This is a genomic window from Bacteroidota bacterium (assembly GCA_035506275.1).
In the GTDB taxonomy this organism is placed as follows: domain Bacteria; phylum Bacteroidota; class Ignavibacteria; order UBA10030; family UBA8401; genus JAGVPT01.
Genome location: DATJPT010000002.1, coordinates 98,465 through 112,256, shown reverse-complemented (window position 1 = coordinate 112,256; position 13,792 = coordinate 98,465). Strand labels below are relative to the sequence as shown.

Sequence of the window (13,792 nt, the reverse complement as noted above, 5' to 3'; positions counted from 1 at the left end):
CGAACATCAATCCCCAATCTGACTCTTATGAATCAACGATTATTACATAAAACAATCGAAAGTTTTGACAGCAGGAAGTTTGAGTCGAGCGAAGACCTTCTCAAACATGTGCTTCATCAGATCGTCCAGAACGACAGGATCGAAATTCAGGGGGGGCGTGTCTGGAAACTGAACGCCAACAAATTCGCGTACGAGTTGGTCGCTCAGGTCGGAGCGATGGAAAAGATCAAGCCGAATTTTCTCGTGAAGATCAACGAGTACCGGATGTTCAAGATGCTTCCGAAACACCGTACGATCGTCGCCAAGGAGACGAATGCATATCTGCGCAGCAAAGGAATCCTCCAGTACTCGGCGACGGGCGTTGGAGAGCTAGTCAAGGTCCGGGATACCGACCTCTACCGCTATGTCATGTCGTTCAACACGGCCCTCACGCACGACCAGGTCGCGCCGACGCTGAATATCATCGGCATCGCCGTCACGTCGATGCTTAAAAGCAGGCATATCGAGCGGAAGAGCGCGCAGCTTGAAAAAGACCTCGACAAGGCTCGCGAGATTCAACGGAGCATTCTTCCCGAGCACGAGCTTCGGTTCCACAATTTTGAGCTGTTCGGCATTTCAGTGGCGGACAGGGTCGTCGGAGGGGACTTTTTCGATTATATCGTCAGCGATGAAAACGACCGGATCGGCATCGTCATCGGCGACGCGGCGAGCAAAGGGATTTCGGCTGCGGTACAGGCCCTGTATGTCTCCGGTGCGCTCCGGATGGGGGCGTCCTATCAGACAAAAATCACTGCGCTGATCCGCAACCTCAACACGCTCGTGCACCGGGCATTCAGCGACGACCGGTTCCTGACCCTCTTCTATGCCGAGCTGATCAACGATAAACAGGGGCTGTGCGTCTACGTGAATGCCGGTCACCCCAACCCCATTCTCTACCGGGCAAAAACGAATTCGACGGAAACCCTCGAGTCGACCGGGAATGTTATCGGTCCCTTTCCCGATCAGGTGTTCAGAAGCGAAGGGGCGATGATCGGCAAAGGGGATGTGCTTCTCCTGTTCACGGACGGAGTGCCGGAAACCATGAACGCGGACGGAAATCAGTACTCCGAAAAACGTTTGACGGACAAGCTGATGGAATTGAAGCATGAAGCGGCAAAGGATATCGCCCGGTTGATCCTGGAGGATGTCCAAAAATTCTCCGCGAAAGGGAAATACTCGGACGACAGGACAATCGTTGTCGTGAAAAGAACCAAGTAGGATGTGGAGCAAATGAAAGATTAAATATTAAGAATTAAAAATGCGACCATGATTCCCCCTTTTTTTATTTTTAGCTATCAATTTCTGGAAGCTATCTCAAAAATTCATCATGACTTCATTCTGAAGGAGCATAGCCAGATCATCGTCATTCAGGACGACGAGAACGGAAGTCGGATCCATGTAATCCAACGTGATGCCTTCGGCTTTCGTCGCTGCGCTCCTCAGGAAATTTGCATGCACATTCTGCGTTGGAACTGTCTTTGAGGCGGCATCTCATGTTCCTTTGCTCTCCATTTTTCATCTTTGCACTTTAATTGTTAATCTTTTCTCTTGTTTCCCGTTGCAAAAATAATTCCCAAGATTGATGCCATTCACGGCGACGTTCGGGTGGATAACTATTTTTGGTTGAGAGATAAAACCAACCCGGACGTCATCGCTTATCTTGAATCGGAGAACCAGTACACCGAATCGGTGATGAAGCCAGCCGAGGGTTTGCACGGTGAACTCTACAAGGAAATTCTCCGCCGCATCAAGCAGACCGACCTGAGTGTACCGTATCAGTACGGCGATTATTGGTATTACACACGCACCGAAGAAGGAAAACAATACCCGATTCATTGCCGCAAACAGGGCACGCTTGAGGAACCGGAAGAGATCACGCTTGACCTGAACGAGCTCGCCCAAGGGCGCCAATTCCTCTCCCTTGGTTTGTACAGAATCAGTGATGACGGAAAGTTGCTGCTGTACTCCCTGGATACGACCGGTTTCCGAGAATACAAAGGATTCGTCAAGGACCTCCAGACGGGGACAAATTTGCCGGATGAACTCGGGCAGGTGAACAGTGCAGAATGGGCATCGGATAACAGAACGATTTTCTACGTGAAAGAGGACGCTGCAAAGCGTCCGTATAGACTGCAGCGGCATGTCCTTGGGAATTCCCGGGATGATGTGTTGTATGAAGAAACGGACGAGCTCTACAGAGCGTGGGTTGGCCGTTCGAACGACCGCAAGTATATTTTTCTCTCTTCAGAAAGTTCGGTCACAAGCGAGGTCCGTTACCTTCCGAGCGGCGAGGTCAACGGCAGGTTTACACTGGTGATGCCGAGAGAAGAGGGGCATGAGTATTCCGTCGAACACCGCGAAGGTCTCTTCTACATCCGGACGAACAAAAATGCAAAGAATTTCCGGCTTGTAGCAACCCCGGTTGAAAACCCCTCCCCGGAACGGTGGACGGAAATCCTTCCGCACCGGAAAGAGGTCAAGCTGGAGGATGCCGCATTGTTTAAGGACCATGCGGTTTTTTACGAACGGGCGAATGCTCTCAACGTCCTGCGCGTCCTGGATTTCCGGACGCATACGATCCGCCAGATCAATTTTCCCGAGCCGGTCTATTCGGCTTTCCCCGGAGCCAACCCCGAATTCAGCACCGCGAAATTCCGCTACAGTTACCAATCGTTCATTACGCCGAGTTCGGTGTTCGAATACAATATGGATTCGGGGGAGATCGTCTTACTGAAGCAGACTGAAGTCCTCGGCGGATACGACCCGTCCCAATTCGTCTCGGAACGGATCTGGGCAAAGGCGTCCGACCGGACGCTGGTGCCGATATCGCTCGTCTATAAAAGAGGAATAAAAAAGGACGGTTCGCATCCGCTGCTGCTCTACGGGTACGGTTCGTACGGCATTTCGATTCCCGTCGATTTCTCGATCCCCCGTCTGAGCCTGCTCGAACGGGGAGTTGTCTTCGCGCTCGCGCATGTCCGGGGGGGCGGAGATATGGGAGAAGAATGGCGCGACGACGGCAAGATGATGAAGAAGAAAAATACGTTCACGGATTTTATCGCGTGCGCCGAGCATGTGGTCGCCGCCGGCTACACATCGCACGACCGGCTTGCCATTCAGGGAGGGAGCGCCGGCGGACTGCTCATCGGCGCCGTGCTGAATATGCGCCCCGACCTTTGCAAAGCGGCTCACCTTGCCGTTCCGTTCGTTGACGTCGTGAACACGATGCTTGACGCGTCGTTGCCGCTGACCGTCGGCGAGTATCTCGAATGGGGGAACCCGAACGTGAAAGAAGAGTATGAGTACATGAAATCGTATTGCCCCTACACCAACATCGAAGCAAAAACGTATCCTGCCATGCTCATCACCTCCTCGCTGAACGACAGCCAGGTCATGTTTTGGGAGCCGGCGAAGTATACGGCCAAAATGCGGGCAATGAGAACAGATTCCAACACGCTCCTTCTAAAAATGAATATGGGAGCGGGGCACGGCGGCGCATCGGGACGCTACGATGCATACAAAGAACAGGCGTTTGTCAACGCTTTCTTGTTGAGGGAATTGGGGATTGCCGGGTGAGCTGCGTTTTAATGTCCAAAACCGTGGAAGCAGGAATCTTTGGGGCAAGATGAGCGGTCGCGGCGGAGTCGAAGAGCAGAGCGTGCCCCGTTCTCTTTACTCCGTTCATCCGTTCAAAGGACCCCGCTTCCGGCACTTTGATTGATTCTCTCTCGCGGAATTTCTATATTCACGCAGCAAAATTTCAAAGAACAATCTTACTCATCGACCATCCGGAGGTTCTATGAAATACAAGGCACTTTCTCTCATTGCGCTTTTCGCTGCATTTGCTTTATCTTCGGCGGGCGCTGATGCACAGCTCAAGAAAAGAATCGCAGTTTCTCGTTTTGACGACCGGTCCGGAAGCGGATACAGCCACGTCGGCATCGGGGTTGCGGATATGCTGACCACGGCCCTGGTAAAATCGGGGAAGTTCATCGTGATCGAGCGGGCGGAATTCGACAAGGTGCTTGAAGAACAAAAACTCGGACAGTCGGGCGTGGTGACGCCCGAGTCGGCCCCTAAAGTCGGAAAGGCGCTCGGCGTCGAACTCCTCGTCATCGGCAGCGTCAGCGAATTCGGGACGAAACAGAATACGGTCGGGGGGGGCGTTTCGATCTTCGGCGGCGGCATCACCAAAAAGACGGCCCATGCGGCAGTCGATATTCGCCTGGTGAATACGACCTCCGGCGAAGTGATCGCGGCGGAAAAAGAAGAGGGGTCGGAATCGACGACCGGCGTCAGCGTCCGGTACGACGATATGGACTTCAGCGATGTCAGCAACTGGAACGACACCGATATCGGCAAGGCGTGCCGCGAAGCGGTCGACAACTGCGTGAAGCTCATCACGGACAATATGGAGAAGGTCCCCTGGTCCGGCAAAGTTCTGAAGGTCAACACCGACGGGACGCTCCTTATGAAACCCGGCTCCGAAGGAAACGTCACGATCGGACAAGAATTCGACATCTATCGCGAGGGGGAAGAGTTGAAAGACCCCGATACCGGCGCATCGCTCGGCTCCGAAGAGACCAAAGTCGGCTCCATCAAAGTCATCGAAGATGCGCTGAAAGGAAAGGCGAGCAAAGCGACGATCACCGACGGGAAGGACATCAAGGCGGGGGATATCGTGAGGGTGAAGAAGTGATTTAGAAGCTAGAATTCAAAAAACAGAATACAGAAGGCAGAATTCAGAATACAGAGCTTAGTCTTCTGACTCCTGTCTTCTTTATTCTGCGTCCGACACACAGAAATGATATCTCGTAACATATGAACACATTCGAATGGACCCCCGAGCTCCGGTTTCTTGTTGCGCTGGCGCTCGGGTTCCTCGTTGGGCTCGAACGGGAAAGCACGAAGCTCGAAGAACAGAAAATGGTGTTTGGGGGAGTGCGGACGCATCCGATCATCAGCATGCTCGGTTTCGGCTGCGCATGGTTCTACAAGATCGGCGCACCACTCATGCTTCCGGTCGGCCTGATCTCCATCGCCGCGCTGACGTCGATCGCGTACATCGCAAAGATCAAAGTTGAACGCTTCGGGTCGACGAGCGAGATCTCAGCGCTGTTAACGTTCGTCACAGGAGCGCTCGCGCTTCTTGTGGACGTCTGGATCGCGATGGCGATCGGCGTCGTCAACACGATCCTTCTCTCCGAAAAAGCCGCGCTCGAATCGTACGTCGAACGGCTTAACAAGGTAGAATTTCTTGCGACGGTCAAGTTCCTCTTGGTCACCGTCATCATCCTCCCGGTGCTTCCGAACGAGGAATACACCAGCTTCAAGCTCAACCCTACCCGCATCTGGCAGATCGTCATTCTCGTCTCCTCGATCGGTTTTGTCGGCTACTTCCTGTCAAAAAAATTTGGACAGAAGGTCGGCATGTGGCTGTCGGGGGCTCTCGGAGGCGCAGTTTCGAGCACGGCGCTGACGATGGCGGTTGGACGCATCGCCCAGAAGAATCCTTCGCGCGCAAACGAAGCGCTTCAGGCGGCGGTCCTTGCGGGAAGTGTCATGTACCTGCGTATTCTGATCCTTATCTGGCTCATCAACGGGTCGATCATTCCGATCCTCGGATGGAGACTCGTCGTTCTTTTTTTTATCGGGGTTGCGTTGTCCGCGAGGATCGCATGGCAGAATTCCAAAGGCGGTGAGAATTCAATTCCGGCACCGCAAAACCCGTTCGAGATCCGGCCGGCAATGGCGTTCGCCGCCTTGTTCGTGATCCTTTCTGTCGTGACCGGGCTTGTCCAAAAGAACATCGGCAACGCGGGAGTCCTCGGGCTTGCGGGGATCGTCGGCGTGACCGATATCGATCCGTTCATTCTCTCGCTCGTCCACGACGCAACCGCCGTTTCGACGATCGTCGTTCCCGCCGTCATCATTGCGATGATGAGCAACACGATCGCGAAAGGGGCATACTTCGCAGTCCTCTCTCCATCAACCAGAAAACAAACGGCGTTGACATACGGGCTGTGGGCGCTCCTCCATGTGCCGCTGATCGTCATCGGTACATAGTGCCCCCTGGCAACATTCCACTTTTAATCCAATCCCCTGATGAGAAAAATTAACTTCGTCATATTCTTTTCCGTAGCGCTGTCGGTTTACGCGCTCATCAACTATTATATTTTCATCAGGGAGTGGGAAGCCGGCGGATTTCAATCAACATGGCGGACGGTCTACATTGCGGCATTTCTCATTCTCTCGGTCTCGTTCATCGCGGGAAGGATGCTCGAGCGGATATCGCTTTCGTGGCTGAGCAGCACGCTGGTCTTGCTCGGGTCGTTCTGGCTCGCCGCAATGGTCTACTTTCTTCTGTTCGCATTCGCGATCGACATCCTGCGGCTGTTGAATTTTATCGTTCCATTTTTTCCCGCGGCGATTACTGCGAACCCAGAGCGAACGAAGGAAGTTACCTCACTGGCCGTCGTCGCCGTCGTCGCCGTTATCGTGCTTGGCGGTTATATCAACGCCCGCTCGCCGCGCATCAAAACTCTGAAGCTCGATATCCCCAAGAACGGGTATGGGATGAAGTCGCTCAACATTGCCGTCGCCTCGGACATCCATCTCGGGACGATCGTCTGCAAATTCAAGCTCGAGAGAATTGTCGAGCGGATCAATTCACTCAAACCCGATCTCGTCCTTCTTCCCGGGGATGTCGTGGATGAGGATATCGGTCCGGTCATCAGAAATAATCTCGGCGAAACGCTCAGAAAGATCCGGTCGACATACGGCGTTATCGCGATCACCGGCAACCATGAGTATATCGGCGGAGTGGAGCCGGCATGCAAGTACCTCGTCGAACACGGCATCACCATGCTGCGGGATGCCTGGGTGAAGGTCGCCGACAGCGTGTATGTGGTCGGAAGGGAAGATATCAGCATCCGCGGTTTCACCGGAAAGACGCGCAAGCCGCTGGCGGAGTTGATGACGGGAGTCGATAAAACCTGCCCCGTCATCCTGATGGACCATCAGCCGTTTCGCCTTGCCGAAGCGGAAGAGAACGGCGCCGATCTGCAGCTTTCCGGGCATACGCATCACGGACAATTGTGGCCGTTCAATTTTATTACGAAGAAAGTCTATGAGCTCAGCTGGGGCTATAAGAAAAAAGGGAACACCCATTATTATGTTTCGTGCGGGGTCGGAACATGGGGACCGCCCATCCGGACGGGGAACAGGCCGGAGATCATCAACATCCAACTTCAGTTCGAGTAACACGCACCCGGGGATTCTCAAACTGCAACGCTGCCAGCCCGTCATCTCGGTAGTAGGTTCTTTTGAATAGATGGACGGATTGAAGGAAACAATCAAGCTGTAGCCCTTCGACTCCGCCGCGACGGCTCATCCTGTCCCTACAGGACCCCTTCGGGGAGCAAGCGGAGCGCGCCGCGGCTCCGCTCAGGGTGAACATTTTCTCTCGTTCCCAATCTCCGATCGGGAACAGAGAGATCTCCTCAGCCGAAAGACGAGTTACCGAAGCCGCTCCCAAACAGAGTTTGGGAGCGAGAGTGGGAATCCTCAATCTGCAACATCACCGGCCCGTCATCTCCCTTGACTTTCATCTCCCTTTCTCACACATTGTCCTGAATTTTTCCCCCCTCCGAAATAGCCGATTACTGTGACTTGAAATTTTCAGACCTCGGGCATCGTGTTCACCCGAGAATTGACCTCTTCATTTTTGTTGAAGGAACTGTCAATGAGGGAAAGCTCATCGACGATGAACCGCACGCCCATGGTTGATTCCCCGGCAACGGTGATCCCGCCGGCCAAACCGCGGCTCGATTCTATCGATTTTCTCCGCGGCCTTGTGATGGTGGTGATGGCGCTCGACCACACCCGCGATTTCTTTTCTTACTACCGGTTCGACCCCCTCGATCTTTCAAAAACTTCTTTATTGCTTTTCCTGACCCGATGGATCACTCACTACTGCGCGCCGGTCTTTGTTTTTCTTGCGGGAACGGGAGCGTTCCTCTCCGGGTCGCGCGGCAAAACAAAGCCGGAACTCTCGAAATTTTTGCTCACACGGGGACTGTGGCTGATCGTCCTCGAATTTACGGTGATCCGTTTCGGCTGGCTTTTTAACGTCGATTATATGCTCTCCTTCGGCCAGGTGATCTGGGTGATCGGTGTTTCGATGATCGTCCTGTCCGGGTTGATCTACCTCCCGACGACGGCGGTCGCTATCTTCGGCGTGGCGATGATCGCGCTCCATAATTTGCTCGACCCGGTCACGCCCGCGCAGATGGGGATCTTCGGCTGGCCGTGGCAGATCATCCACAGCGGCGGGTTTTTCTTCTACCGGCCGAATTACGTCTATATCGCGCTGTATCCCCTCATCCCATGGGTCGGCGTGATGGCGGCGGGATACGGTTTCGGGACGATGATGTTGAAAGAGGAACATCTTCGAAAGAAAATACTCCTGCGTCTCGGGCTTGGAATGATCCTCGCGTTCATCGTCATCCGCGCGACGAATCTTTACGGCGACCCGGTTCCCTGGTCCGCACAGAGGAATTTTGTCTTCACGGTCCTATCGTTCATCAAATGTGAAAAATATCCGCCGTCGCTCCTTTATCTCCTCATGACCCTCGGTCCGGCGATCGCGCTTCTTCCGGTGCTGGAAAAAATGAAAGGACGGCTTGCCGATTTCTTCGTGATCTTCGGCCGCGTTCCGATGTTCTATTATGTCCTTCATATTTATCTCATCCATTGTTTGGCGATCGTTGTCGCCGCGTTCACTGTTCACGATGTCGGCTTTCTTTTTTCAAACCAGCCCCCCGGTTCATGGGAGAACTCCTACGGGTTCGGCCTCGGATTCGTTTACCTCATCTGGGCCGCTGTCGTTGTGACCCTCTATCCTGCATGCCGCTGGTTCGCCGCGGTCAAGAAGCGGAGAAAAGATCCCTGGCTTAGCTATCTCTAGAGCCGGAATTCTCTCTCCGTTTCTTCAACACCTCATTGAATTCGCCGCATAAAAATCGTATTATGGTCATAATTCCGAAGCGTTTGCAATGTCTTCCCACTGCCACATATAAGGAAAATCATTAATGAAGTATACTTTAGTTCTCGCAGCCATCGTCCTCAGCTTCGTTTTCTCCTCATGTCAGAATGCCCAACAACACAGAACAGAATTAAAGACCCTGCAGGACAGTGTAAGCTACGGCATGGGAGTTGATTTTGAGAGGAATTTTTTGAAACCAAGGATGATGGAGCTGAACCCGGACGCGTTCGCCCAGGCGCTCAAAGACATGAACGGCGACGGCAAGTCGATCCTGACCGACGAACAATTCCGGTCGGCAATGATGGATTTTCAAACGGAAATGATGGCAACGCACGCCGAGAAAATGAAAGCGGCCGGAGAGAAAAATAAAAAGGAAGGGGAAGCTTTTCTTGCGGAAAATAAAAAGAAAGAAGGAGTGATAACGCTTCCAAGCGGCCTCCAATATAAAGTCATCACGATGGGAAACGGTGAGAAGCCGAAGTCGCAGGATCAGGTATCGGTCAACTACCGCGGGACGCTGGTCGACGGAACGGAGTTCGACAACTCGGCCAAGACTGGCAAGCCTGGGGTTTTTCCCGTGCACGGGATCATTAAAGGATTATCGGAGGCTTTGCAATTGATGCCGGTTGGGTCGAAATGGGAGGTCTATGTTCCGTCGGACCTGGCTTACGGACCGGATGGGCGCGGAATCCAGATCCTGCCGAACGCCGTGCTGATCTTTGATCTCGAGCTTCTGGGAATAGAAAAAGCTACCGCCGCGGGGCATTCACATTGATATGCCGAAAGAGCCAGGCAAGTATGAACGGATTTGGAGGACGATAAAACAGATTCCGAAAGGAAAAGTCGCGTCATATGCCGACGTCGCAGAGCTGACGGGGCTTCCCGGCCAGCAGCGGCTTGTCGGCTACGCGCTCCATCATCTTCCGCACGGCTCCGGCGTTCCATGGCAGCGGGTCATCAACGCACAGGGAAAAATTTCTTTCCCTCCTAAAACCGCACGACACAACAGGCAAAAAAAGCTGCTCGAAAAAGAGGGGGTGGTCTTTGTAAAGGGGAAAGTCGATCTTGAAAAATTCGGCGTCATGCACTGGCTTGAAAGGATGACAGCATGAAACGCAGCGAAAGCTCCGGCACCATCGAGGCTCTTCTCCAAACGATCGATGAATCGTACAACCAACACGCCTGGCATGGCGTGAATCTTCGCGGATCGATCAGGGGATTGACCGCTCCGCAGGCGGCATGGAGGCCGTCCCCCGCCAGGCACAACATTTGGGAAATTGTCGTTCATTGCGCTTACTGGAAATATGTTGTGCGGCGGAAATTGCTGGTGGAGAAAAAAGGAACGTTCCCCTTAAAAGGGAGCAATTGGTTCAAACGCCCCGTCGACGGCGCAGAAAAGGCATGGCGCACGGACATTGAGCTTCTTGAGCTCACTCATGAGCTTTTGCGTGAAGCGGTCGCCGGCCTCACAGCCTCCGACCTCAAACGACATCCCTCCGGAAGCAAATGGACAACCCTTCAAACGGTGTCCGGCATCGTTTCGCATGACGTGTACCACGCCGGCCAAATTCAATTGCTCAAGCGCCTTCAGAAAAAATAATCATCGCTGCAAAATTCTCATGTGAAAGGAAATTTCATGAAGATCCTCATCCCCCTCCTTGCGGCCGCCATCGTGTTTTCGCCCCCCCTCGCCGGCCAGGACCACTCGAACCTACTTGATAACACAACGCGTGACCTGCTGCATGAATCGCTCAGCGGCGAGCTGGCGAAAGAGCATGTCTACCAGATCACGCGGTGGCATCGGATTCAAGGATCGCGTCAATACAGAGATGCGGCGAACTATGTGCTCGGAAAGCTCCGGAGCTATGGTTTTTCGGAGAAGGACGCATACATTGAAACGTTCAAATCCGACGGCAAGACGACCTACCAAACATGGCAGTCGCCGTCCGGCTGGGATATTTCGTGGGCCGAGCTGCGCATGGTCGAGCCGTACGACGAACGGATCGTCGGCTATCCTGAAATTGCGATGAGCGTCATAACGTACTCGGATCCCGGCGACGTCACCGCCGAGCTTGTCTGGGTCGGCAGCGGCGAGAAGGATGAGGATTATACCGGCAAGGATGTGCGGGGAAAGATCGCGCTCGCGACAGGATACGGGGGCACCGTCCACCGTCTTGCAGTCCTGAAGTACGGCGCGAAGGCGGTCGTCTGTTTTCTTGATGACGACCGGGCAAAAGAACATCCCGACATGCTTCAATATACCGGCATGTGGCCGCGGACGGATGAATTGAGCCGCGTGACGTTCGGCTTCAACCTCACGAACAGGCAGGGGACGAAACTCCGCGACATGCTCCTGGCGGGGAAAAAGGTCGTCGTGCACGGGCAGGTGAAAGGGATAGGCCTCGAACCGTATTTCATGGATGTCGTCGTCGCGCACATTCGGGGGACGGAACATCCTGAAGAAGAAATGGTCTTCAGCGCACACCTCGACCACCCGAAGGAATCTTCCAACGACAACGCGAGCGGCTCGGGGGCGATTCTTGACATCGCGCGGACATTAAAAGAGTTGACCGACAACGGGCGGCTGGCGAAACCGAAGCGATCGTTCCGGTTCATTTGGGTCCCCGAATGGAACGGCACGATGCCGTACATCGACTCGCATCCCGAGCTTGTCGGCCCGGAGCTTGGAGGGAAATTCCTTGCCAATATGAATCTCGATATGGTCGGTGAGAACCTCGACCTTCTCCATTCGGAGATGGGTATAACAAGGACGCCGGATTCGAACCCGTCCGCTCTCAACGATGTCGTAGAGAATATGGCGCACATGGTGGACGGGATGGACATCCGGACGCCGCGCGGCAGCCTGTCGCAATTCAACTACCGCATCACACCGTACGAAGGGGGGAGCGACCACATGATGTTCATCGACAGAAAGATTCCGGGGGTCATGTTCAGCCACTCGGATTATACCCACCATACGTCGGAAGACACGCCGGACAAAGTCGACCCGGTCGAGTTGGAACGCACGGAGATCATTTCAACGAGCACGATGTTGTATCTCGCGAACCTCGGCGATGATCAGGCTGTTGACCTCGTTCACCTGACCTACGCAAACTCTGCAAAGCGCTTGGCGGACGCCGGAAGACGAGCGCTCCAATATATTGTGTCAGCATCGGCACAGAATGTGGGCACCGCATGGAATGATGCGCTCAATCTTGTTGGCCATCGGGCTGGATGGGAGATCCGGACCCTTGAATCGATCTTGACCTTCAACAAAAGCGGCAATGTTGGAAGCGAGATCTCTGCAGCCAGCAATGAGCTCAGGCATCAGGAGGAATATTTTGTCCAGGAGCTTCGGAAAGCCGCATTGCACCGCGGTGCGAACGGGAACTCTGCCGCCGAAAATCCCGACACGCGCATCCCCGTTCGCCTGACAAGAGGTCCACTCGATTTCGGCCTTCCTGCCAGCAAGTTGAAGGGAAGCGATTCGCTCTATTATTCTTCGCCCGACTTCACGCTTGGCGGCGATGAGCGGTTCGAACTCGTGAACTTTATCGACGGAAAGAACAATGTCTCGGAAATCAGGAATGCACTCAGCGCCGAGTACTCGCCGGTGCCGACGAGAGCGGTCGCTCATTATCTGGACGACCTTGTGAAGGTCGGGGTGGTCAAGTGGAAGTGAAAAAATAAGCTTGGTATACCGAATTCGGTATTTTGGCTGTTGAGCGTCCCCGGGATGCATTCATGAAAAAATATCTCGTTTTCTTTTTTCTCTTCTTCATCTCCGCTGCGCCCCCTGCTCATCGCGTGACCGGAATGTACCGGCTCCATGCCGGGATGAGGGAAGGCTTCAACGTATGGATCGTCGACGGCGCCGCCGTCCGGCGGGAAATATATCCCGAGTTTTTATACGGCGGAAATCCGCAGCGGTATCCGTTTATTCCTCAAAAAGAAATCTGGATCGATAATGCGATCAGTTGTGAGGAATACGAATACACCGTTGCTCACGAGCTGCTCGAACGGTCGCTGATGGCGAAGCGGGGGATCTCGTACGATAATGCGCACGGTCAAGCGCTTGAGCTTGAACGGAGCATGCGGCGAGCGGACGATTCGCTCTCCCGGGCACACGAGAAAGAAGTTCCCCGTGTTTCGCCGACCGATTGCGACGGCGTAAAGGAGATCGCATCCCTCCCCGATTCGATAAGCCTTCACAACATCTACAGGGTATTCCTGGGGGAGCGGGATGATATGTCGATCTGGATCGTCGACGGGGCAGCGGTCCGCCGCGACATTTATCCCGATTTTGGTTTGAGCGACAACGATCTGGCTTGCCGCTTCATCCCTCAAAATGAGATCTGGATCGACGGGCAAATATCGTGCGAAGAGACCGAATTTTCCGTCGCGACGGAACTTTACGAGCGAGCGTTGATGGCAAAAGGAGTTTCGTACGATAATGCGTATGAACAGGCTCTCCAAGCGATCGGTGAATCCCGGAAGAAGGCCGTTGACACTGCGCGGCAAAAGCCTCCGCTATCCGTCCCGCTGATCTTGGACCGGGAGAAAGGAACCGGGGATGAAAAATGAGTCCAGGCCGTTTCCCAACTCAAGCATCGGAAAAAGGTGATATCCTATTTTGGCCAGTGATTTTTTTAATTTGGATGGCAGGACTCACACTCCGTTTGTGTCAGAATGATATCCCTGAGGGAT

At 53.9% G+C, this 13,792-nt stretch carries 11 protein-coding genes; all 11 read left to right on the top strand.

Going from position 1 to position 13,792, the window contains the following annotated elements:
• Positions 1-27 precede the first annotated feature (27 nt).
• The 11 genes from VMF88_00915 (at position 28) to VMF88_00865 (ending at position 13,669) form a co-directional block, all read left to right on the top strand.
• Positions 28-1,257 carry a PP2C family protein-serine/threonine phosphatase gene (locus VMF88_00915; protein HTY09606.1) on the top strand — a complete coding sequence of 410 codons (1,230 nt, stop codon included), beginning with the start codon at positions 28-30 and terminating at the stop codon, positions 1,255-1,257.
• A 330-nt stretch (positions 1,258-1,587) separates the two neighbouring features.
• A complete protein-coding gene (locus VMF88_00910; GenBank protein HTY09605.1) occupies positions 1,588-3,615 on the top strand; it encodes a S9 family peptidase in 2,028 nt (675 codons plus the stop codon).
• Positions 3,616-3,838: 223 nt separating this feature from the next.
• The gene (locus tag VMF88_00905) at positions 3,839-4,738 is read left to right on the top strand and encodes a CsgG/HfaB family protein (GenBank protein HTY09604.1); all 900 of its coding nucleotides are present in this window, start codon (positions 3,839-3,841) and stop codon (positions 4,736-4,738) included.
• Between the two features lie 122 nt (positions 4,739-4,860).
• Positions 4,861-6,105: an MgtC/SapB family protein gene (locus VMF88_00900; GenBank protein HTY09603.1), complete on the top strand. Its 1,245-nt coding sequence runs from the start codon at positions 4,861-4,863 to the stop codon at positions 6,103-6,105.
• Positions 6,106-6,144: 39 nt separating this feature from the next.
• Positions 6,145-7,302 (top strand): metallophosphoesterase, encoded by a 1,158-nt coding sequence (locus tag VMF88_00895; GenBank protein ID HTY09602.1) that lies wholly within the window; start codon positions 6,145-6,147, stop codon positions 7,300-7,302.
• 481 nt (positions 7,303-7,783) lie between these two features.
• On the top strand, positions 7,784-9,007 hold the full coding sequence (locus VMF88_00890; GenBank protein ID HTY09601.1) for a heparan-alpha-glucosaminide N-acetyltransferase domain-containing protein: 1,224 nt from the start codon (positions 7,784-7,786) through the stop codon (positions 9,005-9,007).
• A 124-nt stretch (positions 9,008-9,131) separates the two neighbouring features.
• Complete coding sequence (locus tag VMF88_00885) at positions 9,132-9,860, top strand: FKBP-type peptidyl-prolyl cis-trans isomerase (protein HTY09600.1); 729 nt, start codon at positions 9,132-9,134, stop codon at positions 9,858-9,860.
• Between the two features lies 1 nt (position 9,861).
• On the top strand, positions 9,862-10,197 hold the full coding sequence (locus VMF88_00880) for an MGMT family protein (protein ID HTY09599.1): 336 nt from the start codon (positions 9,862-9,864) through the stop codon (positions 10,195-10,197).
• On the top strand, positions 10,194-10,685 hold the full coding sequence (locus tag VMF88_00875) for a DinB family protein (GenBank protein ID HTY09598.1): 492 nt from the start codon (positions 10,194-10,196) through the stop codon (positions 10,683-10,685). The genes VMF88_00880 and VMF88_00875 overlap by 4 nt, the downstream gene beginning before the upstream one ends.
• A 36-nt stretch (positions 10,686-10,721) precedes the next feature.
• Positions 10,722-12,767, top strand: a complete 2,046-nt coding sequence (locus tag VMF88_00870) for a M28 family peptidase (GenBank protein HTY09597.1) — start codon at positions 10,722-10,724, stop codon at positions 12,765-12,767.
• Positions 12,768-12,829: 62 nt separating this feature from the next.
• Complete coding sequence (locus VMF88_00865) at positions 12,830-13,669, top strand: hypothetical protein (GenBank protein ID HTY09596.1); 840 nt, start codon at positions 12,830-12,832, stop codon at positions 13,667-13,669.
• Positions 13,670-13,792: the final 123 nt, after the last annotated feature.